General features: G+C 67.7%; 26 protein-coding genes. 14 read left to right on the forward strand and 12 right to left on the reverse strand.

The window, feature by feature from the left end; translation table 11 throughout:
- The coding region (locus tag VNN10_02855; protein HXH20942.1) for a maleylpyruvate isomerase N-terminal domain-containing protein at positions 1 to 273 on the reverse strand (273 nt) is incomplete at its 3' end.
- Positions 274 to 316: 43 nt separating this feature from the next.
- On the opposite strand from VNN10_02855, the gene VNN10_02860 reads away from it, so the two are divergent.
- A complete protein-coding gene (locus VNN10_02860) occupies positions 317 to 592 on the forward strand; it encodes a hypothetical protein (protein HXH20943.1) in 276 nt (91 codons plus the stop codon).
- A gap of 81 nt (positions 593 to 673) precedes the next feature.
- On the opposite strand, the gene VNN10_02865 is transcribed toward VNN10_02860, so the two are convergent.
- From VNN10_02865 to argB, 4 genes are all read right to left on the reverse strand, one after another.
- A complete protein-coding gene (locus tag VNN10_02865; protein HXH20944.1) occupies positions 674 to 1,135 on the reverse strand; it encodes a hypothetical protein in 462 nt (153 codons plus the stop codon).
- Between the two features lie 79 nt (positions 1,136 to 1,214).
- Positions 1,215 to 2,408 carry an acetylornithine transaminase gene (locus VNN10_02870; GenBank protein ID HXH20945.1) on the reverse strand — a complete coding sequence of 398 codons (1,194 nt, stop codon included), beginning with the start codon at positions 2,406 to 2,408 and terminating at the stop codon, positions 1,215 to 1,217.
- 106 nt (positions 2,409 to 2,514) lie between these two features.
- Positions 2,515 to 5,382, reverse strand: a complete 2,868-nt coding sequence (locus VNN10_02875; GenBank protein HXH20946.1) for a UPF0182 family protein — start codon at positions 5,380 to 5,382, stop codon at positions 2,515 to 2,517.
- A 3-nt stretch (positions 5,383 to 5,385) separates the two neighbouring features.
- Positions 5,386 to 6,183, reverse strand: a complete 798-nt coding sequence (gene argB / locus VNN10_02880) for an acetylglutamate kinase (protein ID HXH20947.1) — start codon at positions 6,181 to 6,183, stop codon at positions 5,386 to 5,388.
- 829 nt (positions 6,184 to 7,012) lie between these two features.
- On the opposite strand from argB, the gene VNN10_02885 reads away from it, so the two are divergent.
- Complete coding sequence (locus VNN10_02885; protein ID HXH20948.1) at positions 7,013 to 8,548, forward strand: GGDEF domain-containing protein; 1,536 nt, start codon at positions 7,013 to 7,015, stop codon at positions 8,546 to 8,548.
- A gap of 7 nt (positions 8,549 to 8,555) precedes the next feature.
- On the opposite strand, the gene VNN10_02890 is transcribed toward VNN10_02885, so the two are convergent.
- Complete coding sequence (locus tag VNN10_02890) at positions 8,556 to 8,771, reverse strand: acetyl-CoA carboxylase biotin carboxyl carrier protein subunit (protein ID HXH20949.1); 216 nt, start codon at positions 8,769 to 8,771, stop codon at positions 8,556 to 8,558.
- Between the two features lie 47 nt (positions 8,772 to 8,818).
- A complete protein-coding gene (locus tag VNN10_02895) occupies positions 8,819 to 10,387 on the reverse strand; it encodes a carboxyl transferase domain-containing protein (GenBank protein ID HXH20950.1) in 1,569 nt (522 codons plus the stop codon).
- Between the two features lie 85 nt (positions 10,388 to 10,472).
- Here VNN10_02895 and VNN10_02900 point away from each other — a divergent pair, with 85 nt between their 5' ends.
- Positions 10,473 to 10,919 carry an MOSC domain-containing protein gene (locus VNN10_02900; protein ID HXH20951.1) on the forward strand — a complete coding sequence of 149 codons (447 nt, stop codon included), beginning with the start codon at positions 10,473 to 10,475 and terminating at the stop codon, positions 10,917 to 10,919.
- A gap of 101 nt (positions 10,920 to 11,020) precedes the next feature.
- Positions 11,021 to 11,320 (forward strand): hypothetical protein, encoded by a 300-nt coding sequence (locus VNN10_02905; protein ID HXH20952.1) that lies wholly within the window; start codon positions 11,021 to 11,023, stop codon positions 11,318 to 11,320.
- Positions 11,321 to 11,382: 62 nt separating this feature from the next.
- Here the strand turns inward: VNN10_02905 and VNN10_02910 are convergent, their stop codons facing one another.
- The gene (locus VNN10_02910; protein HXH20953.1) at positions 11,383 to 12,249 is read right to left on the reverse strand and encodes an alpha/beta hydrolase; all 867 of its coding nucleotides are present in this window, start codon (positions 12,247 to 12,249) and stop codon (positions 11,383 to 11,385) included.
- Positions 12,250 to 12,429: 180 nt separating this feature from the next.
- Between VNN10_02910 and VNN10_02915 the strand changes: the two genes are divergently transcribed.
- A complete protein-coding gene (locus tag VNN10_02915) occupies positions 12,430 to 14,595 on the forward strand; it encodes a galactose oxidase-like domain-containing protein (GenBank protein HXH20954.1) in 2,166 nt (721 codons plus the stop codon).
- A 40-nt stretch (positions 14,596 to 14,635) separates the two neighbouring features.
- On the opposite strand, the gene VNN10_02920 is transcribed toward VNN10_02915, so the two are convergent.
- Both VNN10_02920 and VNN10_02925 read right to left on the reverse strand, forming a co-directional pair.
- Positions 14,636 to 14,854, reverse strand: coding sequence for a hypothetical protein (locus VNN10_02920; protein ID HXH20955.1), 219 nt, complete (start codon positions 14,852 to 14,854; stop codon positions 14,636 to 14,638).
- A 3-nt stretch (positions 14,855 to 14,857) separates the two neighbouring features.
- Positions 14,858 to 15,010, reverse strand: a complete 153-nt coding sequence (locus tag VNN10_02925; GenBank protein ID HXH20956.1) for a hydrophobic protein — start codon at positions 15,008 to 15,010, stop codon at positions 14,858 to 14,860.
- A 215-nt stretch (positions 15,011 to 15,225) separates the two neighbouring features.
- Between VNN10_02925 and VNN10_02930 the strand changes: the two genes are divergently transcribed.
- The 5 genes from VNN10_02930 to VNN10_02950 all read left to right on the forward strand — a co-directional run bounded on the left by VNN10_02930 (position 15,226) and on the right by VNN10_02950 (position 18,444).
- Positions 15,226 to 15,441, forward strand: a complete 216-nt coding sequence (locus tag VNN10_02930; protein ID HXH20957.1) for a CsbD family protein — start codon at positions 15,226 to 15,228, stop codon at positions 15,439 to 15,441.
- A gap of 37 nt (positions 15,442 to 15,478) precedes the next feature.
- Positions 15,479 to 15,937 (forward strand): hypothetical protein, encoded by a 459-nt coding sequence (locus VNN10_02935; GenBank protein HXH20958.1) that lies wholly within the window; start codon positions 15,479 to 15,481, stop codon positions 15,935 to 15,937.
- Between the two features lie 349 nt (positions 15,938 to 16,286).
- Positions 16,287 to 16,811, forward strand: a complete 525-nt coding sequence (locus VNN10_02940) for a DUF2231 domain-containing protein (protein HXH20959.1) — start codon at positions 16,287 to 16,289, stop codon at positions 16,809 to 16,811.
- A gap of 71 nt (positions 16,812 to 16,882) precedes the next feature.
- Positions 16,883 to 17,914, forward strand: coding sequence for a hypothetical protein (locus VNN10_02945; GenBank protein HXH20960.1), 1,032 nt, complete (start codon positions 16,883 to 16,885; stop codon positions 17,912 to 17,914).
- A 68-nt stretch (positions 17,915 to 17,982) separates the two neighbouring features.
- Positions 17,983 to 18,444, forward strand: coding sequence for an isoprenylcysteine carboxylmethyltransferase family protein (locus tag VNN10_02950; GenBank protein ID HXH20961.1), 462 nt, complete (start codon positions 17,983 to 17,985; stop codon positions 18,442 to 18,444).
- 4 nt (positions 18,445 to 18,448) lie between these two features.
- Here VNN10_02950 and VNN10_02955 read toward each other — a convergent pair whose 3' ends face one another.
- Positions 18,449 to 19,624, reverse strand: a complete 1,176-nt coding sequence (locus VNN10_02955; protein HXH20962.1) for an NAD(P)/FAD-dependent oxidoreductase — start codon at positions 19,622 to 19,624, stop codon at positions 18,449 to 18,451.
- Between the two features lie 77 nt (positions 19,625 to 19,701).
- On the opposite strand from VNN10_02955, the gene VNN10_02960 reads away from it, so the two are divergent.
- The 4 genes from VNN10_02960 (at position 19,702) to VNN10_02975 (ending at position 24,824) form a co-directional block, all read left to right on the forward strand.
- Positions 19,702 to 20,955, forward strand: coding sequence for an MFS transporter (locus tag VNN10_02960; GenBank protein ID HXH20963.1), 1,254 nt, complete (start codon positions 19,702 to 19,704; stop codon positions 20,953 to 20,955).
- Positions 20,952 to 22,577 carry a PQQ-dependent sugar dehydrogenase gene (locus tag VNN10_02965; GenBank protein ID HXH20964.1) on the forward strand — a complete coding sequence of 542 codons (1,626 nt, stop codon included), beginning with the start codon at positions 20,952 to 20,954 and terminating at the stop codon, positions 22,575 to 22,577. The genes VNN10_02960 and VNN10_02965 overlap by 4 nt, the downstream gene beginning before the upstream one ends.
- Positions 22,578 to 22,761: 184 nt before the next feature.
- A complete protein-coding gene (locus VNN10_02970) occupies positions 22,762 to 23,142 on the forward strand; it encodes a response regulator (protein ID HXH20965.1) in 381 nt (126 codons plus the stop codon).
- A gap of 50 nt (positions 23,143 to 23,192) precedes the next feature.
- The gene (locus VNN10_02975) at positions 23,193 to 24,824 is read left to right on the forward strand and encodes a DUF885 domain-containing protein (protein ID HXH20966.1); all 1,632 of its coding nucleotides are present in this window, start codon (positions 23,193 to 23,195) and stop codon (positions 24,822 to 24,824) included.
- A 68-nt stretch (positions 24,825 to 24,892) separates the two neighbouring features.
- Here the strand turns inward: VNN10_02975 and VNN10_02980 are convergent.
- Positions 24,893 to 25,291 (reverse strand): cytochrome P450 (locus VNN10_02980; protein HXH20967.1); only part of this gene is annotated, 399 nt, incomplete at its 5' end.

A 25,291-nucleotide genomic window follows, 5' to 3' on the forward strand; every position in this document is an offset into this window, starting at 1 on the left:
GGTGTTGGCCGCGGCGCTGGAGAACTTCGCGTTCCACGAGTCGGCGTCCGAGTAGTCGACTCCTTCGGGTGTGGGCCTCTCGCCGCGGCCCATGCGCTCCAGGGCGCCGGCCATCTCCCGGTGCCAGCCGGCGACGTGCGAGAGCAGGTCACGGGTGTTCCAGCTGTCGAGCCAGGGCTGGAGCATCTGCTCCTCGCTCAAACCCTCGATCTCGCGCTTGAAGGCAGCGAAGCCGTCGTCCAGCTTCTTCAGCAACTCGTCTTTGTAGGCCACCTCAAACCCCCTTTGCTGGGGCAATGATACGAGGTCGGAGCCGGTGAGGATCAGGGGACAGCAGTTCAGGACTTCAGCAGTTCAGGACTTCAGCAGTTCAGGGCTTCAGCACTTCAGGGCTTCAGCACTTCAGGGCTTCAGCACTTCAGGGCTTCAGCACTTCAGGGCTTCAGCAGTTCAGGGCTTCAGCAGTTCAGGGCTTCAGCAGTTCAGGGCTTCAGCAGTTCAGGACTTCAGGACTTCAGCAGTTCAGGACTTCAGCATTTCAGCACCCCAGGACCCCAGCTCCCCGGCACTCCGCGACGGGGAGGGGGCCTGACAAGCTGAAGCGCTGAAATGCTGAACTGCTGACCTCAGGGGGCCTGACAAGCTGAAGCGCTGAAATGCTGAACTGCTGACCTCAGCGTCCGCCGTAGGGCTTATAGGCGTTGTCCGTAATCAGGCGCCAGGCGTTGCGGTACATGGACAGCGCCTGCTTGAGCTTGCCGCCGCCAGGGGCATCCGCCTCCAGGTCAAGGTCGCTGGCGCTGCCTTTCTGGGCGGCGTAGCGTTCGAACTCGGCCGAAGGGAAGATCCAGCACTGCACCGGCGTTACCTGCCAGGAGACGCAGAGGACGTAGAGGTTGTCGCGAGGCTTGAGACGGCTTACGGAGAACCAGAGGGGGTAGTGCTCGTTCTCCGAGGCGCGTATGACGAGGTCCTTGAACCTGCCGTCTTCGCAGCGGACGACCGCGTCGACGCCCTCGATGTTCAGGAGCGGCGTGTAGACGATCACTCCTTCGCGCAGTAGCTGGTCGAACACCCAGAGAGCGGCCCGCTTGTGCGTTGGGATACTCTCGTCATCCATCGAGATCTCGGTCATTCTTCGCGCCTCCCGCGGCCCACGAAGCCAGTATGCGCCGCCCGCTATCCGCGGGCCAGGGCCGTTGGGACCTGCGTGGCTACTTCGCTGAAGCCGACGACCCGATGGCCTTCTCGAGGATCGAGACGGCTTCGTCGCATTCCGCTTCACTCACCGTAAGCGGGGGTGCGAGGCGGACGGCGTTGGGGCGGACGTTGTTGACGATGAGGCCTCTCTGCAGCGCCTCGGCGGTCACCCGTTCGGCGATGTCGCTGTCGAAGCCTATCGCGAGCAGGAGTCCTTTGCCCCTAACCTCCGAGATCAGGGGGTAGCGCTTGCGCAGCGCCTCGAGCTTCGAGGTCAGGTACGCGCTCACGGCCTTCACGCGCGATGGCATGTCGTTCTCGATCATGTAGCGGGTCACGGCCAGCGCCGCAGCGGTGGCCAGCGGATTGCCGCCAAAGGTGGAGCCGTGATCACCGGGCGTAAACACGGCCGCGTGTTGCTTGGCGAGGATGGCGGCCACAGGCACGCCGCCGCCGAGGCCCTTCGCCAGGGTAATCACGTCCGGCTCGAAGCCCATTTCTTGATAAGCAAACAGGGGACCAGTGCGGCACATGCCAGTCTGCACCTCGTCCAGGATGAGCAGGACCCTGTTCTCGTCGCACCAGCGGCGGACAGCCGGGAAGTAGGAGGGGTTAGGCACGTTCACTCCGCCTTCGCCCTGGATCGGCTCCAGGATAACGGCGCACGTCTGAGGCGTCGTGGCCTGCTGCAGGGCTTCGATGTCGCCGAACGGGACATGCACGAAGCCCGGGGGTAGGGGCGCGAAGGGCTCCTTATACCGGGGAGTGCCGGTCGCCGTGACCGCTGCCAGGGTCCGTCCGTGAAAGGCGTCATTGGCGGCGATGATCTCGAACGCGCCGTCCTTCCTCTCCCGGCCCCACTTGCGGGCGAGCTTGAAGGCGGCCTCGTTGGCCTCGGCGCCGGTGTTGGGGAAGTAGACCCGGTCGAAGCACGAGTGCTCCAGCAACAACTCCGCCAACTGCAGCTGCGGCACCGAGTAGACAGCGTTCGAGACATGGATCAGCGTCCGCGCCTGCTCCTCTATCGCCCTGACGAGCACGGGATGGCAGTGGCCCAGACTCGTAACGGCAGGTCCGCCGAAGAAGTCGAGGTACGACTTGCCGGTGTCGTCCCAGAGGCGAGTGCCCTCGCCACGCACGACGACAACGGGCATACGCCGTCCCGTGGTCATGAATACGCGGCTCTCGACCTCTCGCCAGTCGGTCACTTCACTCCTCCAGGCCTGCGATTGCTGAGCAGCGATCTTAGCATGCGGGCGGCGGCCACCCGTTTCGGTGCCCCTGGAGGTCTTCCGCTTGCCCTCCGGCCAGCGCCTACTGGCCCACCTGACGGGCGATCTGCTGCACGAGCTCCTGGGCGCGGTTGATCTCCTGCTGGTAGGTCGCGAGGTCGCCGTTGCGGAGAGCCGCCTGGGCGCGCGCGAAGGCCTCCTCTGCCTGGCGGGCAAGGTCGGCGACGTTCCCCGGCGTTGTGGCTGGCCGGGGCGTCGCGGTGGCGGCGGGGACGCCGGGCGTGCCCGGAGTTGGTGCGGCGGAGGGCGGCCCGGCACCGGCATCCGCGGTCGGGGCAGTGGGCGCGGCGCGGCCAAAGATAACTTCCAGGGCCCGGTCCAGCGTCGGCTCCATGGCGATGCGGTTGCCGTTTACGATGACGACTCGCTTCAGTTCCGGCAGCTGGCTGGTCTCAGCCCGCAGGTAGATCGGTTCCACGTAGAGGTTGCCGTTGCCGATCGGGATCATCAGGAGGTTGCCGCGGATCACGCGCGAGCCCGCGCGCTCCCAGAGACTGAACTGGGCCGAGATCTGGGCGTCCTGGTCGATGCGCGACTCAACCTGGCGGGGGCCGAAAACCAGCGTGTCGGTGGGGAAGCGGAAAGCGAGGAGCTTGCCGTAATTGGCGCCATCCGACCGCGCGGCGACCCAGGCGATGGTGTTCGAGCGCCTGGCAGGGACCAGCGGCAGGATGAGGGCGAACTCGGGCTCCGCCTCGCCGGGAATGCGCATGATCACGTAGTAGGGCTGGACCGGGACCTCTCCGCCCTCGAAGACCTCGTTCGGCACGCTCCAGATGTCCTCGCGGTTGTAGAGGGCGTTGGCTTCTTTGATGTGGTAAGTGCGGTAGACGTTTACCTGGGCCAGGAAGAGGTCCTCCGGGTAGCGGAGGTGGGCCCTGAGCGAGGCCGGCATCCGGTCCAGGGAGGTGAACAGCCTGGGGAAGGTCTTCGCGTAGGTCTGAATCATCGCGTCCGTTTCGTCCGCGATGTAGAAGGTCGTGGTGCCGTCGTAAGCATCGATCACGACCTTGACGCTATTGCGCACGTAGTTGGCGCCGTTGAGCTGGTTCTCCGCAGGCAGGTTGGCGACCGGCGTGGAGTAGGGATACCGCGATGTGGCCGTATAAGCGTCCTGGATCCAGTACAGCCTCCCGTCTGCCACCACGATGTAAGGGTCCTTGTCCAGCCGAAGGAAGGGAGCGAGAGTCTGGACGCGCTGCTTGATGTTCCTCCGCCAGAGGAGGCGGCTCTCATCGGTGAGGCTGTCGCTTATGGCGATGTTCACGTCGCCGAACTCCCAGGCGAAGATGAGGCGCCGGAACAACGAACTCAGCTGCACACCGCCCTCGCCCTCGAACACGCTCTCGGCGCTGCCCTCGCCAATCGGGTAGTCGAACTCCTTTGCACGCGTCTTGACGATGACGTAGTGGTCCGGCTCTTCGCCGTAGTAGATCTCTGGGCGCGTGAGCGGCAGCTTCCCTACCACCGGGATGTCGCGCATGAACAATTCGGGCAGACCTTCTTGCACGACCTCGTTGACCGGCGACATTACGACGCCGTAGCCGTGCGTGAACTGCAGCCGCCGGTTAACCCAGGTCTGCGCAGTCGGTGGGAGTCTCCCGGGAGAGAGCTCACGCGCGGCGATAAGCACCTGCCGCCGCTGGCCATCGATCGTGTACCGGTCGATGTCCACGTCCCGGAACTCATACAGGGGCCGGATGGTCTGGATTTGAGCATAGGTCTGGAGCAGGGGGCGGACGTCCAGGAGCCGGATGTTCTGGATGGTCTCCGGGTTCTGGGCTATCTCCTGGGGCGTGACTTCGGGGGCCGCCGGGAACTGGCGCTCCTCGATCGCGTCCAGACCGAAGGCGCTGCGCGTCATCTCGATGTTCCGCTGGATGTAAGGACGCTCCAGTTCCAGCTCATTGGGCTGGACCGAAAAGCGCTGGACGAAGGCCGGGTACACCACCGTGCCGATGACCGCGACCACGACCCACGCTCCCATTGCCGCCATGGGCACGACTACGCCGCGGGTGAATACCGCGAAGGCAAGCGCGCCGATCGTGATGACAGCCATCGCCGCCGAGACCCAGATGAAGGGGAGACGCGCCTTCACGTCCGCATAGGTAGCGCCGAAGACCGGCCCGTTCTCCGAGAAGCTCAGCTCGAAGGTGCTCAGCCAGTAACGCCAGATGAAGAGGCCCACCACAACGATGAGCAGGAAGCAGAGGTGCGCCTTCGAGGGCCTCTCTTCCTCCGGCCGGACGCCGATGAGCAGAAAGCGCGACAGGTAGAGCGCAGCGCAGACCAGCGTGGTCATCACTGCGACTCCGAGCAGCCAGTCCTGGGCGAAGTCGAGCGCCGGCAGGGTGAAGACGAAGAACGACACGTCGCGGCCAAACTGCGGGTCTTCGACGCCAAAAGACTGCCGGTTGAGGTACTGAAGGACGGTCATCCACTCGGAGGACGCAATGGTGCCAAAGATGATGGCGAGGAAGAGCGAGCCGGCTATGAGCCCGAGCAGGTACAGGCGCCGCAGGGCGGCGGCGTCGAAGTCCGCGAAAGCGGCAGGGCGGAGGCGCAGCACCGAGCGCGCGGCGATGTAGGCGTTGAACCCAAAGTAGACCAGGAAGAGGCCGGCGCCGCCGAAGAAGAGCCAGAGGCGCGTCGTCAGCATCTTCGAATAGACAGACCGGTAACCGGCTCCTTCGAACCAGAGCCAGTCGACGTAGAGGCCCTTCGCCGTGTTCAGGACGATGTACAGGAGCAGGAGGGCAACGCCGAGAAAGACCCAGCGGTTGTAGTCGCCGAAAGCGGCGAAGGGTGACCTCTGGCGCCGGATGCGGAAGGGGGGCGGTGGAGGCCCGAAGTCCTCACCCTCGCGGCCGCGCCCGAAGTCGAAGGCCACGGCTCAGACCTGACCTGCGCCCGACGGCGCCCCCGAAGGCTCGATGGACGTGCCCCGGCGCTGCCCTTCGAGACACTGCTTCAGGGCGTGCGCCTCCCGGCCGTCAACGATCCACGAGGGCACGCCTGCCTCCGCTGCTCGAAGGCAGGCCTCGAGCTTCGGCAACATACCGCCCGCGGCCGCGCCGCTGGCGATGATGCGACGGGCGGCACCAGGGTCGAGCCTTTCCGCCCAGGCGCCGGTCTCGTCCCTCACGCCGGGGACGTCGGTAAGGAAGATGAGCGCAGCTGCGCCGACCGCGGCGGCCAATTCGCCGGCAACCGTGTCGGCGTTGAGGTTCATCAGCTGTGCCGGCCTTTCGGCCCAGAACGCCAAGGGCGCGACCACCGGCAGGAAGCGTGACTCCATGAGGGCGGTAAGGAGACTCGTATCGACTCCGGACACACTGCCGACGAAACCCAGCCGCTCATCGATACGAGAAGTCGGCAGCATGGCTCCGTCCACCCCCGAGACGCCGACAGCCTTTGCGCCCAGGGCCAGGAGCTGAGCCACGAGCTGCTTGTTGACGAGCCCGGCGAATACGGCGGCGACGACCTCGATCGCGTCCGGGCCGGTGACTCGCAAGCCATCCACGAACTCCGACGCGATCCCGTGCACCTTCAGCCACTCGGTAGCCGCGCTGCCTCCGCCGTGCACGACCACGAGCCGGCGGCCCTGCGCCCACAGGGCGGCAATGTCCTCGAGGGCGGTGTCGTGCGCTCCTAGGGTGCTGCCGCCGACTTTGACGACAATGGGCCTCATCTCGCGGCTATGGTAGCAGGCGGGCGGCATGCTCACCGCTTACGGGTAGTCGCGGGGCCGGCTTCGGGCCCGGGCCGGCCGGGAGAGGCTGCGCTGCAGGGCCAGGAGTGCCGGGCATGCAAAAGCCCCTCGGCCGACCCGGCCGAGGGGCTTTCTCCGGCTCCGCCACAGCTCACATCCCCGCCACTCAGCGCCACCAGCGCTGCCCTGGGTCGCCCGCCGTCTGGCGGTCTCTCGCGGAGCCCCTGTTGGTCACGACCAGCGGGTCAGGAGCCTGGAGCCGGTGCCTGAACGCCTCCACGGCGTGTTCCCATCACTCACCGGCCTCACCTCCTTACCGTGTTCTCCTTACCTCTCCTTCCACCGTTATTATACCACGTTTGCTCGAAAGCGATGTTTATGTCGCCGTGGGACACGGTCCGATGAAGGCAGTCGGCTGATGCCCTCATCGGCGAACGAAGGAGGCCGGGCTTTGTGCCCGGCCTCCTTGGACCTTCCTGTGTCAAGTATCCATTGTCCGCGATGGTCATTCGCCGCCTTGGCGTCGCCCGTTCCAGTTTGGGCTCTTCGTTTGGTTCACGGACCCTGGTTTCCGCTTGCGCCCTGCGGTCCAGCAGGGCGTTACTTCTCGACCTGCCAAACCCCGAACAGGACCCTGATCTTGACTGCGAATCCTGTTGCCATCTGTGCCTCCGAGGCAAGCATCCACCGCCGGCGTCGATCGTAGACAGAGCCGAACGGCCCTAAGTGGCGGCCTCGGCTACCGATCCAAATCAGCACTGCAGGCTGCCGATAATCCAGTAACGCGACATCCATTCGGAGGGGCCGCTTGAGGTTTCGTACTCTGAAGGCGTTCGGGGCGTTCAGCGTTGCCGTGCTCGCCGTCTGCCTCGTCGTCCAGGCGGCTGGCGAGGACCTGGCGGCGGCCACGCTCGACCTTGTCACGGTTGCTACGGCCGTCGTCGCGGCTTGGACGAGCTTCCGCGCAAGCCGCACATCACGGCGCCGGGTGCGCGCGGGCTGGACTCTGGTAGCGGCCGGCCTCCTCGCATGGACGGCAGGCGATGCCATGTGGGCCTTCTATCAGGTCGTCCTTGGTGACGAGCTGCCCTTCCCCTCGGGGGCGGACGCGGCCTATCTCGCCGGCTATCCGCTCGTTTTCGCAGGGGTGCTCTTCCTCGCCATGCCATCGCGCACGGTCGCGGTCGTACGTACGGCTATCGACGCATCCCTTGTCGTCGTCCTCGCGGCGGGCCCCGTGTGGCACTACGTCCTGGAGCCGGCATTCGCGGACAACTCTGTGCCGGTCGCGACGCGCGTGCTGGGGGCGCTGTACCCGGCGGGAGACCTGCTTATCCTCTTCGCCCTGGCCGTGGCGGCCTTGCGCGGCTGGCGCGATACCTGGGGAGTGGTCATGGGCCTCCTGGGCACGGGGCTGGCTGTAATGATGGCAGCCGACTTCTCCTTCGCGCTGCTCGCGACCAGCGGCGACTACCAGTCCGGCGGCCTGCTCGACCTCGGCTGGGTCGTGGGCTACTTGCTCGTGGCGGCCGCGGGCCTCACGCACGCCCGCCCCACGGGGGTCCACGAGGAGGACCGCGCCCGGCTGGCGCCTTCCTGGCGCCAGGTGCTGCCCCTCGCCGCCCTCATACCGGTGACCATCTGGGTTGCATTCGAGAGGACCCATGGGCCCGGCTCCGTGGAGAGCGTCCTCCTGAGTGTCGCCGTGACGCTGTGCGTGGGGCGGGCGATGGTGGCGATCTCCGATGTCATGACTCTGAACCAGGAGCTCGCCCGGACGCAGGGCTACCTGGAAGAGGCAAACAGGGAGCTGACCGCGCGGTCGAAGCGCCTCCACTCTGCCCTGGCTGACGCCGTCGAGACGGCGAGGCGTGACCCCCTCACTCGCCTCCTGCATCACGCGGCCATCCTGGAGGAACTGGGGGCCCGCCTCAGCCAGTCGAACGACCCGACTGCCGTGGTAATGCTCGACATCGAGCGGATGAAGCACCTGAACGACACGCTGGGACATATGGCCGGCGACTGGTTGCTGCTCGAAGTGGCCGACAGGCTCCAACGTGTTGCCGGACCGAACGCGGGCCGCTATGGAGGCGACGAGTTCCTGGTCTTCGTAGAGGTCGCTGACGGCGAGGTGGCCACCCTGGAGTCCGAGCTGACGAGCGCGCTTTCCGACGTCGAAGTCATCGTCGCGGGCGGTGGTGTCGCGCGCGCCAGCGTTAGCTTCGGCATTGCCCTGTCGCCTGTCGACGGCACGACGGTGGAGGGGCTGGTGAACGCGGCCGACCAGCGGCTCTACGCCGCCAAGAGGATGCGGATGCGGCGGCGGGTAACGGACGCGGCCTGAGCGTCAGTTACGCGAGCGTCGCGACGAGGTCGTCCTCGGAGACCTGGTCGCCTTCCTTCACCATCACGGCCTCGACACGTCCGGCCGCGGGCGCGGTCACGGGGATGTGCATCTTCATGGACTCGATGACCATCATCTCGTCCTCTTCCTGCACGGGATCGCCCGGGCTAACTTTTACCTCGAGGATGATGCCGGTGGTGGGTGACCTTACCTCAGTAGCCAGGGCAGAGCTCCAGTTCTAGTGCATGGCCACGGCAAGGGGCCGGGTGATCACGGCCGCATGCCGCGGGACTTGGGACCTAGCCGGGTCTTCTCCAGGTTGTAGGCGAGCCGCACCCACTTCGCCAGTATCGGGCGCGTGTCGCGCGGGTCGATGATCTCTTCGGCGTTGAAGCTCTCTGCCATGCGCCAGATGCTGCGGCCGCGGTTCAGCTGTTCCTCCAGCTCTCGCCGGCGCGCGTCCGGGTCCGGCGAGGCCTCGATCTCGCGGCGATACGCCGCCATCACGCCGCCCTCGATGGGCAGGGAGCCGGCGTCCACTGAGGGCCAGACGTAGCGCAGGTTGAGGCTCTGCGTGCGGCCGTGCCCGGCGCCGGCCACTCCGTACGCCCGGCGGATGATGAACGTCACCCAGGGCGTCGTCGCCTGATAGACCGCGAAGAGGTAGCGGGAGCCGGCGCGGATCGTACCCTCGCGTTCGGCCTCGACACCGATCACGAACCCCGGCTGATCGACCATGTTGACTATGGGCAGGTGGAAGGTGTCGCAGAAGTCGATGAACCGCGCGCCCTTGTGTGATGCGTCGGCGGTCAGGCCGCCGCCGAAGTGGTAGGGATCGTTGATCATGACCCCGACGGGATGGCCATCGACGCGGGCGAGTGCGGTTACCAGGGAGCGCCCGTAGTACCGCCCGATCTCGAAGATTGAGTCCTGGTCCATAACGGCGCGAAGGATGCGCCGGCAGTCGTAGACCTTGTTGCGCTCCCGGGGAATGGCTGAAAGAAGCCATTCGTCGCGCCGATCCGGGTCGTCCGCGGTGGGCAGCACCGGAGGCATCTCCCAGACGTTCTGGGGCAGGTAGGAGAGCCATCTCCGGATCTGCCTGAAGGCGTCGTCTTCGTCCTCTGCCTCGTTGTCGACGACGCCGGAGCCGCGGGCGTGGATGTGCGCGCCGCCGAGGTCCTCCTTGGCGATGGCGTAACCCATCCCGCGTTCCACCACGGGCGGGCCGGCCACGAAGACCTGCGATGTTTCTTTCATCATCACCGACCAGTGGCTGGCGACCACGCGCGCGGCGCCAATGCCGGCGACAGAGCCCATCGCGGCGCCGACCACCGGTATCTCGCTCATGGCATCGACGATGATGTCCCAGGCAGGGTTGCCGGGGATGTACATGCCGCGTCCACCGCCACCGGGCTCCGAGGACCGGACGCTGCCGCCGCCGCCGGTGCCGTCGACAAGGCGGATGATCGGGATGCGAAGCTCGCGGGCCATACGCTCGGCGTGCCCTGCCTTGCCACCGATGGCGCCGTCGGCAGCGCCTCCCCGGACCGTAAAGTCATCACCGCCGACGACTACCGGCCGGCCGTCGATTGTGCCCATGCCCATAACGAAGTTCGAGGGCCGGAAGGCGGTGAGGTTTCCGGACTCGTCGTACTCGGCACGCCCGGCGAGGGCGCCGCGTTCGTGAAAACTGCCGGGGTCCAGCAGGCGCTCGATGCGTTCGCGGACGGTGTACTTGCCGGCGGCCCTGTGGCGGGCGACGCTCTCCGGGCCTCCCATCTGGTAGGCGAGCTGCTTGCGCCGCTCCAGCTCCTCCATCTCCGGCTGCCAGACCATGTCCCTGCTCCTCGGCTTTCCGAGCGGGATCATCCGGCATAGACTCCGACGCACGCAAGACGGGGGCGACCGAGATCATGCGGTCATGATGGGTAGTGTTGTCATGTTGCTTGTCGCGCCCGCGGCCGGTCAGCCGGTCGAGCCCCGCGAGAGGGTGGAACTCATCGCAGGCAGGGGCGTTGCCGGCGACCGCTACGCGGCCGGGCGAGGCCACTGGAGCGACCCGCGCTGGCCGGACCAGGAGCTGACCCTTTTCGAGTCGGAGGTCGCCGAGGAGCTGGGGCTGGGGCCGGAGCAGTTCCGCCGCAACATAGTGACCCGCGGCGTCAGCCTGGAGTCGCTCCTTGGGCGGCGCTTCCGGGTGGGAACAGCGCTGATCGAGGGCGTCCGGCCCTGCGACCCTTGCAGTTACATCGAGCAGTTCAGCAGGCCGGGCGTGATTCGCGAAGTCATGGGAATCAGGGGCGGGCTGCGTGCCCGCATCCTCGAGGGCGGGACCGTCAGGCTCGGCGACCTGGTGGTGCCGGCATAGGGCAGGCCCAAAACAAGGGCCGTATGGGCATATCGAACCTGCTCAAAACTGCTTATAATCAGCGCCGGAAGTGACGGGATAGTTCCTCAGGAGGAGCCAACTTGGCAGTCGACGGCAAGTACAACATCACGCTGAACACGCCGATTGGTTCGCGGCAAACGACTCTCGAGCTGAAGGCGGACGGGACGTCCCTCAGCGGCACGTGGGTCGGTCAGGGCGGGCCGCAGGAGTTCTCCGGCGGCACGGTTGACGGCGACAACGTCGCCTGGTCGGTTAACATGCAGGGGCCCATGGGAGCGATGACTCTTTCCTTCAAGGGGAAGGTCGAGGGCGACAACATCAACGGCGAGGTACAGTTCGGGAGCTTCGGCTCCGGCACCTTCTCCGGGACGCGAGCATAGGAGACCTCGACGAGCCGCCTCACCCCGCGGGGTGGGGCGGCTTCTCTTTGCCCGCCGGAGGGCTAGGTCAGGCCGGAGTCGAAGTCCAGGATGAGACGCTCGAACTCGTCCGGGCGCTCCATGGGACCGAAGTGGGTGGCGCCGGACATCACCTCGGTCTGGACCTGCGGGAAAATCGTCCGCACCGGCCGTGATGGGTCTCGCCCGGGCCCCAGGCGGCCGCTGTTTTCACCGAAGATCAGCCTTACGGGCGTCGTCTCGTTCGTCACACCCAGCCAGGGCCCTTCATCCAGCATCGCCTCATAGAGCTTGCCCTCGACCCAGGCGGGGCACAGGCGCTCGATGCCGCCTTCGACTGGCGCGGTGCCATGCTCGATGAGCGCGCGCAGATAGTCCTCGCGCCAGTGGCGGAAGATGTCGCGCTGGCGGTAGTAGTCGAAGAGGAATTCGCGGCCGGGAAAAGAGGTGCGCCGGCGCTCGGTCCGCTGCGCGAGCCGCAGCGCCGGCGGCGGCTCCGCGGAGCCGGGCGGCGCGGCGCGGCTCAGCGGCGTCGTCGGTTCGAACGCGAGTACGCCACGCACCAGGCCAGGATTGTAGGCAGCCGCCAGGAGCGATGCCCCGCCGCCGCGGGAGTGGGCCACGATAAGCGGCCGCGCCAGGCCGAGGCCACGGATCACCCCGGCGACGTCGTCGCGAAGGTTGCTCCAGTCGTAACCGGACTCGGGCTTTTCGGAGTGACCGTGTCCGCGCAGGTCAAGGCCGAAGCAGAGGTAACCCTTGATGCGAAGCGACTCCATCAGGGGCGCCCAAACGCCGCCACAGTGGCTGTTGCCGTGCACCAGCAGGACCGCGCGGTCGCCGTCGCGGCCGGCCTTCAGGCAATGGAGGCGGATGCCGTTCGCGTCGACATAGACAGACTCGAGTGTCATCGCGCGAAGGTTATCCGATAAGGCGCGTCGGGGCCACGCCCCGGCGCCTGGGATTTGCCGGACGCGTCCACGTGCGGCGCGTCCGCTCCGTTCAGACCTTCCTTCCCACGTCAGAGGTTTGTAATCGCGCCCGGGGCACCCTGTGGGCTATCCTCGGCACTCCGAAGGTGGAGGAGAGTCATGACGGCAATCGACGACAAGTACGCGCAGTTGGGCGGAGCAGCGGGGTTCCTTGGCGCCGTGACCATCGACGAGCACCCGGCCGCGGACGGGGTGGGCGCGTTCGCTCACTACCTGGGAGGCTCCATCCTCTGGCACCCGGCGACCGGGGCGCACGAGGTGCATGGCGCGATCAAGGAAAAGTACGACGAATTGGGCTGGGAGGCCGGCTTCCTTGGCTACCCCCTGACCGACGAGACCGGAGCGCCCGACGGCGTGGGGCGCTTCAACCATTTCCAGGGCGGCTCCATTTACTGGCATCCCCAGTTCGGGGCGCACGAAGTGCACGGTGCGATCCGGGACAAGTGGCAAGAGCATGGCTGGGAGGCCGGCACTCTGGGCTACCCGGCGACAGACGAGCTGCCGTGTCAGGACGGGGTGGGGCGGTTCAACCACTTTCAGCACGGGTCCATCTTCTGGACGCCGGCCACCGGGGCGCACGAGGTCCACGGGGCCATCAAGGTGCGCTGGGAGGTCCTGGGCTACGAGCATGGCGCCCTTGGCTACCCCACGAGTGACGAGCACGACAGCGAGCACGGCTTCGCGCGCGTGAGCGAGTTCCAAAGGGGCGCGATCTTTTGGGACGTGAACCGCGGCCCCTACGAGGTCTTCCCGCCGCCCCCGCCGGCGGCGCCAAACCCACCGGTCGGCGGACGTTGGGATATTCCGGACTTCGATTCAGGCATCGTGGGAGTACACGCCGCGCTGTTCCCGGAGGACAAGGTCCTGCTCTTCACCTACCTCAACCCCGGAGAGCACGCGGAGGAGGCGCCCCAACCGCTCGGGGACTCGGTGCTGCTGAACTACACGACCGGAGCGATCACCAAGCCGCCGGTCAACACGCCCCAGCCGATGAACCTCTTCTGCTCGGGACACGCGCAGCTCCCGGACGGCCGGCTGCTGGTGACTGGCGGCGAGAGGGAGTTCCCGGGCATCTTCTCCCTGCACATTTTCACGCCCGGCGGTCCGGCCGGAGGGCAGTGGCAATTCGTCGGGAACATGAACCGCGGTCGCTGGTACCCCACCGCCGTAACGCTGCACGACGGGCGCGTCCTGATCATCGGGGGCATGGACCTCTCGCCGAACGGGACCCGGGCGGGAGTGGCGGACTTCGAGATATATACGGACGGGGCGGGCGTCAACCTGCCAACGCCGGCGCCGCACCTGGCCCAGGCCGGCCTGATGACCTTCCCTTTCGTCTACGTGCTGCCCTCAGGCCGGCTCCTGGTCCATGCCGGGGAACTGACGCGCTTCCTTGACCTTGGTTCGATGTCCTGGGTGGGGCCGGCTATCGCTGCCGCCGACAGGCCGGGGAAGAATGCCCGCACCTACCACCTGGAAGGCACTTCCGTACTGCTACCGCTGAAGCCGGGCGGGCCGGCGCCATACCGAGCGCGGGTGATGGTCTTCGGCGGCGGGGGACCGCCGGGCGCGGACATCCGCACTCCGGCGACCGAGACCTGCGAGATCATGGACTGCGACGCCGCGGCGCCGGCCTGGGCGCTGGCCCCTTCGATGTCGCGGCCCCGGGTAATGCCGGACGCCGTTCTCCTGCCCGACGGCACGGTGCTGGTCATGAACGGCAGCAGCACGGGCGTGGCTGACAACGGCGCTAACCCCGTGTATGAGACCGAGATCTACGACCCGGAGACCAGCACCTGGCGCCCCATGGCCAATATGGCCGTGCCGCGCCTTTACCACGCCACCGCGCTGCTCCTGCCCGATGGCAGGGTGATGACGGCCGGGACGGACTCGATGTGGAACCCCGACCCGTTCCACCACTCCCAGTTGCGGTTGGAGTTCTTCAGCCCGCCCTACCTCTTCGCCGGGCAGCGGCCGACGTTCTCGGCGGCTCCCCCGGACGTTGCCTACGGCGCCGCCTTCAGCGTCGCCACGCCTGACGGCGCCACGGTTGACGAAGCGGTGCTGATGCGCTGCGGCTCCTGCACGCACTCCTTCAACCCTGACCAGCGATACGTTGGACTCACGATCTTGAGCCGTCCGTCCGGAGGACTGACGCTCCAGGCCCCGCCCAACGGGTTCGTCGCACCGCCGGGGCGCTACATGCTCTTCCTGCTCCGTGGTGGCGTGCCGTCAGTGGCGAAATTCGTCATGGTCCACTCCTGACGGCCGGCGGCACTTCTTGCCGGGCGGAGTGGCCCCGGACTCAGGGGTCGGCTGCGCTGCCGCCCTGTTCCCCCTCGCCGACGGTAGCGTGCTCCTCCCCGGGCTCCATTGTCGCGCCGCAGACGCAGGTGAACGGCTGCCGCTTCGGATATTCGCTCTCGGTGAGCACCTGGATGCGCCGGCCGCAGTCGCGGCAGAGCCAGATGCCTGCCACAGGCTTGACCTGAGTCTCCTGCACCTCTCGCCGTATTTCGGCCATTCCTCAGACCCGCCTTCGGTGCCAGCCCGAGTAGCCAGCCACAACGCCGACGAGGAGTGCTATGAGCAGTCCCAGCAGGAACACGCGGGCGACGAAGACGCCCAGCCCGCCGAACAGGAGGATCAGGAGCAGCAGCACTAACAGGAGCGTGACCATGAGACCTCCCCTGCCGTCCCCGCGGCCCGTATTCACCTTACGCAGCCGCCGATCTCACCAACCTCAGACCGCGCACGCGTCGCATATCGAAGGCATTCCCTGCCGGCGCGCTTGTTAGGGGCCTGTTAGGGCGGCGGAATGGGCCTTGATCCGGCGCTGACAGAGTCCTCGCGACCATGTGATAGCTCGGTAAGCGCGAACCAGGAGGTGTGCAGATGGAACGACAGGCCGAAGGTTGGACTCAGAAAATGCGTGGCAGGATCCGCTCCACCTGGGGCGAGGTCACGGACGATGACATCGACCAGGCGCGGGGCAACGTCGACCGCCTCGTGGGGACGATCAAGCAGAAGGCCGGCGAAGCCGAGGAGAGCATTCGCGAGCGCCTGCGGGGCTGGGAACGAGAAGAGGACACGGCCAGCGCCCACGACTAGGTCCGGCCGGGACGGAGGCTAGGCAGGAGGCGAGGCAATGGAACCCAAAGACAAGCTTCCGGACAACCACGTCATGGCCGTGATCGACGGCCATCAGGAAGCGGAGGCGGCCGCCGCTGACCTGCGCACGCAGGGCTTCGAAAGCACGAGGTTGCTCCGCGGCGACGACATCACGCGGGAGGTTGACCCGAAGGCGGAACGGTCGACGGGCATCGCCAAGGCGGTCAAGGCGTTACAGGACCACTTCAGCGAAGAGTTCAACTACCTCGCGCAGTATCAGGAGGAGGCGAGGGCCGGTCACGATGTAGTCGCCGTGCTGGTCCGCGATCCGGAACAAGCGGACAGTGTCCGCGAGATCCTCGAGAACCACGGGGCGCGGAACGTGCGCTTCTTCGGCCGCCTTGCCATCACGGACATGTCACCCGAGAGCAACCCGACGACTCGCTCGGAGGAGTCCCCGGAGCGCCGCAACTGGACTGATTGGTCCAACCTCTAGGCGACGGCCTTCGCCTGCTGTGCCCGCGCGCGCCATCCCGCTGACCCGCGGTAGCCGGGCCAGCGAACACTGACGTGCGACAGTGAGCCCCCGGCTCGCGGACACGAGGCTGCGGCGCGGCGTAGGCTCCGGCAGCGTAACGGCGATAGCGGCGGTCTGGCTGGCGCCCACATGGCGCCGCTGGGAGCGTTGATCGCCCGGCGCGTGCCATCGCGCCGTCCGCGCCCTGGGTCTGGTTCGTGCTGCAGAAGGGGCGTAAGGCGGACGAAATGACCGTGCGACGAATGTTGTCGGGCTGATAGGTTCGGGCAACTACGCTTGGTCGGAACCCCTGCAAGGGAGAGTCGCTATGAAGAGCAAGCTGGCGATTGCGGGACATCCCCTACACCCGATGCTGGTCACCGTGCCAGTCGGGCTGTTCGTCTGGGCCTTCGTCGCCGACATCGTGTACCTGGCTACGGACAAGGACCGCATGTGGTACGACATATCGTTCTGGTCGGGCGTGGCCGCGATCGTGACTGCGCTGGTGGCCGCCGTTGCCGGGCTTGTCGATTACCTTACGGTCGCCGTCCGCACCGAGGCGCGCGGCATGGCTACGGCCCATATGTTGCTCAACGTCACAGTAGTCGCGTTGTACTTCATTGCCATGTTGCTGATGCGGGACGGCGGCGCGCTCGAAGGCGGCAACCTCACGCTTGTCGTCGCCTTGCACGCCATCGGCGCCGGGCTGCTGTCCGCTTCGGGCTGGATCGGCGGCGAGATGAGCTACCGGCACCACCTGGCGATAATCCCTGACGATGGCGAGCTCGAGGCCGCGGAGAACCGCCGCCACCTGGTGTCCGGTGAGCTTCGCGGCGGATTCAGGATGCGCTGAGCGGCGAAGGTGCCCTAGCGCCACGCCCTGAGTGCCCGGTCTTGGGGCATAATCGCCGGTACAGGCGCGCCATGCCCCCTCCAGTCGCCATCACCCGTGTCACGACGGCCCGACCGCAATATCGCATCGACTCTGGCAGGGCCTCGACGCTGATCGGCGCCGCAGTCGGCGACGCCCGCAGGGCCGCCGCAATCGCGAGGGGCAGCCGTATCCGCGAGCGCGCCCTCGCACTGTCCCCCGACGCCATCGGCAAGCTGGGAAGCATCGAGGAGCGGAACGCAGTCTACAGGCGCGTCGCCCCGCTCCTTGCCCTGGAGGTAAGCCGGGGCGCGCTTTCAGGGATCAAGGCTTCGACTGTGGGGTGCCTTGCCAGCTCCTCTTGCACGGGATACATGGTGCCCGGCTGGGACGTGGAGGTCGCCCAGGCCTGCGGTCTACCCCGGGAGGCTCTGCGCATACCCGTCACGCAAGCCGGCTGTTCGGGAGGTGTTGTCGCCCTCAGCCTGGCGGCCGCCTGGGCCCGCCAGAATCCCGGCCGCCCGGCACTCGCCGCCGCAGTCGAGCTGTGTTCGCTCGCCTTCCAGGCGGACCCCGAACCCGGGAACCTGGTGTCCACGCTGATCTTCGGCGACGGTGCTGGCGCGGCGCTGCTCGAGCCGGGCGGAGACGGCCTGCGAGTCGTGGGCTCTCGGTCAGTGCTCCTGCCCTGTTCGCGCGAGGCGATCGGCTTCGACCTTACGGACACGGGTTTCTATCCCCGCCTGTCGCTGGACCTCGCTGACATGCTGCCGGAGCCCACGCTGGCCGCCGTGCGCGCGCTGCTGGAGACCAGGGGCCTGCACCTCCCGGACCTCTCGTACGCGCTCTTGCACCCGGGCGGGCCGCGCATCCTCGATAATCTGCAGGCGGCGCTGGGGCTCCCGGCGCGGGCGCTGCGCTGGTCGCAGGAGTCGCTTGCCGCCCAGGGCAACACCTCGTCAGCCGCCATCTTCGACGTCCTCAGGCGCTACCTGGATGACCCGCAGGCGCCTCGGGGCTGGGGAGTGGTAGCCGCCTTCGGCCCGGGCGTCTCTATCGAGCTCCTGCTCGTGCACAGACCGTGATCCGCGTCCTCGTCTGTGGCCTGGCGGCGGCCCAGCGCCTACTCGAGTTGCGGGCCTCGCGAAGGCATGTGGCATCGTACTCCGGCGCTCGCGAAGGGCCGTGGAGCAGGCGGACATACCCACTCATAGTCCTGCTGCACACGGCCGTCATCGGCGGGACGCTGGCGCTCGGCGGGAAGGTCCGCCTGCCCTGGCTTGCCGCTTTCCTCGCGTTGCAGCCCATCCGGTTCTGGGTGCTCTGGACACTGGGGGACCGCTGGAATACGCGCGCCGTCGTGCCCGAGGGGTTGGTGGTCGCTACTGAGGGACCCTACGCCTTCGTGCGCCACCCGAACTACGCCATCGTGGCCGGCGAGCTGGCGGCGTTACCAGCCGCCTTTGGCCTGGGACGCCTCGCGGCCGCGGCAACTGCCATCAACGCCGTCCTGCTCACCCTCCGCATCCGTGAGGAGGAAGCGCTGCTGCTGGCCGCCGAGAGCTACCGGGAGCACTTCGCCGATAAGCCACGCTTCCTGCCCGGCCTCTTCTAGCCGCTCAGAGGCCGAAGAGCAGCCCCGCCAGGTCGCGCGGCCGCAGCTCGCGGAAGCCGAGCTCGCCGCCATTCAAGGCAACCAACCGGCTGAAGACGCCGGGCCGGGCAGCCAGGTTGCGGATTGCCCACCGCGCCAGGGCCGGCCGCCGGCGTAAGAAGAGGATGAGGTCAGCGAGGAGCGTCGAAGGCCGGCGCAGGTCGCGCCAGCCCCGTTCGTAGTGCTGGAAGGCGGACGAATTGCCGGTCTCCAGGTACGACTCGACGGCGCTCGCGACGAGGCGGCTGGCGCGCAGGGCCAGGGAGATACCCTCACCCGTCACGGCATCGTGGAAGCCGGCGGCATCGCCGGCGAGCACGAGGTTGTGCCGCCAGGCGGCGCCCGGTTCGGCGGGAAAGGGTCCGGCAACCCGAGGCGCATCCGCCAGGGAGGCGTCCTCGACCTCCGGCAGGCCGGAAACGTAACCAAGGAAGGCGCTGGTAAGGTCGCCTCCGAGGCTTCGCGCCTCCGTTCCATCGAGAAGGACCGCCACATTTGCCTCCCGGTCTCCGACGGGAGTCACGTAGACCTCATGAGACTTCCGGAAGTGCACCGTGATGGCGTCCCCCGGGTCTCGGGGCGTTTGGAAGTGAGCACTCACGCCGTAGCGTCGGCGCCTTCGCGGCCTTGCGGATAGCCCCGCCATACGTCGAAGGGACGAGCCCATGCCGTCCGCGGCTACGAGGACACGCCCCTCGAACTTCCGGCCCTCCGCATCGACCATGCCGCCAAAGCCGCGCGGCCCCGGCATGAGGCCAATTACCCTGCAGCCGGTCACGACCTCGACCCCGGCGGCCCCTGCTGCCTCGAGAAGAGCTCCGTCCAGCACCGTCCGGGGGATGCCGAGGCCGGTCCGGCTCGAGGGGCTGAGGGCGGCCGAGCAGGAGGCGCCATCGACCTCGAAGCGCAGGCGGCGCAGCGGCCACACACGGCCGGCGATGGCATCGACCACCCCCAGCCGCTCAAGCTCGCCTACTCCTGCCGGGAAGACGCCTTCACCGCAGGCCTTCCGGCGCGGGAAGAGGGCGCGATCCAGCACCAGCACCCGCGCGCCGGCTCGCGCCAGGCGCAGCGCCGAGGCCGCACCCGCGACGCTGCCGCCGGCCACGACCACGTCATGCACGCCCGCACCGCCGGCCATCGAAACGATGCCGAAACGAGACCGGCAGCCGGATTGAGGCCGCCCGATCCAACGGCGGCGTACTGTCGCCCTCACGGATGCGACTTCTAATTGGCACCAGCGTCCTCTGGTTCGGCCTGAGCATGTTCGCGGATGGCGTCACGACGCTCATTCTCCCAGACCTGCTGGAAGACCAACTACCGGAAGGCCTCGAGGGTACCGTTCTCGGCCTGGTTACATTCGTTGGTCTGGCCGCAGCGGCATTAGTGCAGCCTGTCGCCGGTCACTTGAGCGACAGACTCGGCGCCGGGTGGCGGCGCCAGCCCGTGATCGCGGCCGGGGTGGCTGTCTCATTACCCGGCGCCGCGCTGCTCGCTCTCGGACCGGGCCTGCCATGGGTGTTGGCAGGCTACTTCGTGCTCCTTCTGGCGCTCAGCGTCGCACAGGCGGGACAGCAGGCGCTGGTGCCCGACCTGGTACGGGAGGAGCGCCGGGGGCGTGCTGCCGGACTCAAGGGAGTGATGGACCTCGGCGGCGCGCTGGTCGCTTTCCTGGTCCTCGGGGTGACGCTCGAGCAGGGCGGGCCGGTCCCGGGCCTGGCGATCATGTCCGCGGTCCTAGTCGGGGTGTTCCTGCTTGGTCTGGTGTTGCAGCCACGGTGGCCGAGCGCCCCGCCGCCGAGGGAGTCGCGCCCGCGACCGGCGGACGCCTTCAGGCTCGACCTGCGGACGCATGCCGCGTTCGTGCGCGTGACGGTTGCCCGCCTCCTGTTTCTGTTCGGCGTCTATGCCGTCGGCCGGTTCTTTCTGTTCCTCGCAGACGACAGGTTAGGCATGGAAGCGGACGAGGCAGAGGAGGAAGCGGCCTTCCTTCTCGCTGGGCTGACGCTCGTTAGCTTGCTGGCGGCCCTGCTCGGGGGCTGGTTCGCCGACCGCCGCGGACGCGCAACGGCGATGACGCTTGGGGCCTACCTCGGCGCTGGCGGTATCGCCCTGCTGGTCGTGGCGCGGAGTCAGGCGTCGCTGTTCGGCTTCGGGGCGTTGCTGGCCCTCGGTTCGGGGTTGTTCACGGCCGGCAACTGGGCCCAGGCCGCGGACCTTGCCCCGCAAGAGGAGAGGGCGCGCTTCATGGCGCTGGCGAACCTCGGCACGGCGGGCGCGATCGCGGCTGCGGGCCTGCTCGGGCCAGTAATCGATGCCGGGAACGCAGCCTCGGACGGCCTGGGTTACGACCTGTTGCTCGCTGTCGCCGCCGCGTCGGTCTTCGCCAGCGCGCTCGCCGTCCGGCCGCTGGCGCCGTCTCGCGAGAGGCCCGCGCCCGCCATAAGGCGCCCCTCCGGAGGTGTTACATGAATACGAATAGGGGGACGCGCGACTCGAAGGCCCTGGACCTGCCGGGCTGGCTGGCTTATGCCTACAAGCCGGTCCTGCCCCTGCTCGAGAAGCTACACGTCAGCCGCCGCGGCACGCGGGAGCACAACCCGGCCGACATCCTGCTGCCCGAGGGGTACGTCGCGGAACTGGTGGCTTCCGGATTCGACGCCCCTGACCATTGCTGCTTCGATGGCCAGGGCGCCTGCTACGTCTTCGAGTCCGGACACAAGGTCGAGCAGCCGCCCCGGATCCTGAAGGTCGACCCGGACAGCCGGACCTACGAAGTGTTCTTCGAGCTCCCGCGGGAACGCTGGATTCCGACGGGCGCGGTCACCGGCGGTTGCTGGCACGAAGGCCACCTCTACGTCTGCAATACGGATACGCTCTCGCGCATTGGCCCGGATGGCCGCATCGACGACATCGTGACCGGACTGCCAGGCCTCGGCGATCACCAGGCGAACTATCCCGTGGCCGGACCGGACGGCAAACTGTACTTCGGCGTCGGCTCGGCGACGAACGCCGGCGTCGTCGGTCCGGACAACGCCGGTTACGAATGGCTGCCCAAGCACCCGCAGGTCCATGACGTTCCGGCCAGGGACCTGGTCCTGAGGGGGCTGGACTTCGCGAGCCGTAACGTCCTGGGAAGCCTGACGGAGACCGTCGCCACGGGAGCGTTCGTCCCCTTCGGCACGCCGACATCACCCGGGCACGTAGTCCGCGGCAACGTGAAGTGCTCCGGCTCTGTGTTGCGCTGTGAGCCGGATGGCTCCGGGCTGGAGGTGGTGGCCTGGGGGCTTCGCAACCCTTACGGCATCGCCTTCGCGCCGGATGGGAAGCTCTACGTAACGGAGCATGGCAGCGACGAGCGCGGCGCGCGCTACATCGTGGGCGACCCGGACGACTTCTACCAGATCGAGGCGGGCCGCTGGTACGGCTGGCCGGACTTCGCCTCCGGCATCAGGCTGGACGACGCTTACTGGGGCGATGCAGGCAAGGCCCGCGAGCCGGTCCTGCAGGAGTTTCCCGAGCCGCAGCCGCCGCGTCCGGTGCTCAGCTTCGAGCCGCATGCCGCGGCCAATGGCTTCGACTTCTGCCGCGATGGGCGCTTCGGCTTCGCCGGTGACGCCTTCGTGGCGCTGTTCGGAGACCTGTTCCCGCTCACGACGACGCGAGAGGCGACCCCAGCCGGCTTCAAGGTGGTGCGCATCGATATGAAGACGCTCACCGCACTGGACTTTGCCGTCAACCGCATCGCCGGCCCGGCTTCGAAGTTGCCACATGCCGGCTTCGAGAGGCCGTCGCACTGCGCCTTCGGGCCGGATGGCTGCCTCTATGTCGTGGACTCGGGTGAGATCGACCTCGCGCCCGAGCGTGGCGGAATCCGCATGAAACAGGGCACTGGCTCTCTCTGGCGCATTCGCCGTGTGGCGCTGGAGACCGGCGAGCTTCCGCCCAAGCCAGCGACCTGGCCTGTCAACGTCATCCCACTCCTTGCCGCACCGCTGGCGATCGTGGTGGCTGCCCTGGTGGTGGGAGCGCTCCTTCGCCGACGCCGCCGGGGTTCGCGAGAGCCGGCGCCCTCGAGTAGTGCCAATCTGTAACCCGTTTCCCCCTTGAAGCAGGCGACCGTGGCGGGAATACTGTCGCGGGGGTGGACGGCTGAAGCTCCGGATCCCCCCGCCGACTTCCATGAGAGCGCACGAAGCGGGACCGGCCATTGCTTGCTTGAGGGGCTCGTAACGTCCCCAGTGGCCCCTTGGCCCGCGCGTGTTTGGTTTGGAGCAGATGCCCGAGAGCCACAACCCACGCGTCCTTCTGATCGACGATGACCGCGCGCTGCTGCGCATGGCCCGTCTCGCCCTCGCCTCTGATGCGATGGTCGTGGACACCGCCGCAGACGGCGTCGAGGGCCTGGAGAAGCTGGCTGCCGCTGACTTCGATGTGATCGTGCTCGACCTGCAGATGCCGCGCATGGACGGCCGCGAGTTCTACAGGGAGATGAGGTCCCGTGGCTACAGGACGCCGGTCATTATCCTCTCGGCGTACGGCGCTGAAACAGCGCGCAAGGAACTGGGAGCGGAGTGCGCGGTGACCAAGCCCTTCGACCCGGCCAGCCTCATCCGCGTCGTACGCTCGCAGAGCAACGGCGGCGCGGAGCAGTCCTGACACGACATCGCCGCTCATGACTCCCGGCGGCGCCTGCTATCATGCCCGCCGTGGATGACTCCCTTTCTCGCATCGCCGACGACTATATCGAGTCCACGAACCGCCGCGACCCGGGCGGCGCCACGGCACGCGGCTTTCACCAGTACGACAGCGAGCTAGCCGACCGCAGCAGGGAGGCGTTGGAGGCCCGACAGGCGGAGGTGCGGGGCCTCCTCCGAAGGCTCGAGGCGCTCGGGCCTCTGGAGGGCGGTGAGGCGCACGAAGCTGCCTTCCTGAAGAGGCGGCTGCAATGGGAGCTCACCGAGCATGAGGAGGTGCGCGGCTGGCAGCGCTCCCCCACCTCTTACCTCTCCGCCACCGGCAGCTCGTGCAACAATCTCGTGATCCGGGAGTTCGCGCCGCTGCCGGCGCGGCTCGAGAGCCTGGTGTCGCGCTTGCGGCAGGCGCCGCGGCTGCTCGCCCAGGCCCGCGCGAACTTGCTCGACCCGCCCACGTACGCGGTCGACAACGCGATTGAGGCCGCTGCGGGGCTGCGAGTGCTACTGCAGCGAGACTTGCCGGCCGCGGCAGCGCCGGCGCCCGAGGCGCTGCGTGCGGAGGTGGAGCGCGCCTGCCAGGACGCGCTGGCCGCGGTCGATGCCTACGCCGGCTGGTTGAAGACAGAGCTGGCCGCGCGCGCGGTCAGCGACTTTGCCTGGGGGCCTGAGACCTTTCGCAAGCTCCTGTCCTTTGGCGATTGCGTCGACGACCCCATCGACACGCTGATCCGGCGCGGCGAGGAAGACTTGAAGCGCCACCAGGAGCGCCTGCGGGAGGTCGCCGCCACCATCCAGTCCGGCGCTCCGCCGGAAGAGGTGGTCGACCGCGTCTCCCAGGACCATCCTTCCGCGGACGAGTTGCTGCCGGAGACGGAGGCCTTGCTCGAGGACCTGCGCCGCTTCGCGATCGAAGCCGGACTGTGCACCATGCCCACTGAGGTACGCATCAGGCTCGCCGAAACACCGGGCTTCAGCCGCATGACCACGCAGGCGGCGTGCAGCAGTCCCGGGCCCTTCGAGGAGGTGGCGAAGGAAGCGTACTACTACGTCACGCCGCCCGACCCGGACTGGCCGCCCGAGCGCACCGAAGCCTACCTGAAGTTCTTCAACCGCTGGAGCATCCCCGGCGTGACCGCGCATGAAGCGTACCCGGGCCACTATGTCCACCTCGTCTACTTGCAGCGCGCGCCGACCCGCCTGGGCCGTTTTCTCCGCGGCACCACGACGCTGATCGAGGGCTGGGCCCACTACATCGAACAGGTTCTGGTGGAGGCTGGCTACGGTGGCGGCGACCCCCGGTACGAGCTCATGCAGCTCAGGGAGGCGCTCTTGAGGCTCTGCCGCTACCGTTGCGCCTTCGGCCTTCACGTCGAGGGCTGGACGCTGGAGCAGGGCATCGACTTCTTCGTGCGAGAAGGCTACGCGACGCCCATCATCGCCGAGCGCGAGACGAAGCGCGGCATCCTGGGGCCGAACTACTACGCCTACACGCTCGGCAAGCACCAGATCCTGGCCCTGCGGCAGAAGCTGAGGGAGCGGGAAGGCCCGTCCTTCAACCTCCGCCAGTTCCATGACGCTTTCATGCAGTTCCCGTTCCCGGTCGCCACGATCGAGAAGCTCATGCTCGGCGACGGGGCTGCCTGACGGCTCTGGCTAGCCGACGGACGCCAGGATCACTGCCCTGGCACAGGGACGCCCGTCCCTGGCTCGCGTCAAACCTCGACCGGCAGGCGCGTGAGGCCGTGGAGGATGAAGTTAGTCCCCCACTGCGGCGCCTCGCGCGCCGAGAGGCGAAGGTTGGGGAAGCGCTGCAGGAGCGCGTTCAGGGCGATCGGGGCCTCGAGGCGGGCGAGCGGGGCGCCGAGGCAGAAGTGGATACCCTGGCCGAAGGCGAGGTGACGGACGTTGTTCCGGGTCACGTCGAGCGCATCCGGCTCCTCGAACTGGGCGGGATCGCGGTTCGCCGCCCCGAGGAAGAGCATCACCTGGTCGTCCTTCCTGATCAGGGCCCCATCCAGCTCGACGTCTACCAGGGCGTGGCGGGAGGTGGCCTGTACCGGGCTGTCGTAGCGCAGCAGCTCCTCCGTCGCCTCCTGCATGAGGTCCGGGTC

This window comes from Dehalococcoidia bacterium, assembly GCA_035574915.1.
Taxonomy (GTDB): domain Bacteria; phylum Chloroflexota; class Dehalococcoidia; order DSTF01; family WHTK01; genus DATLYJ01.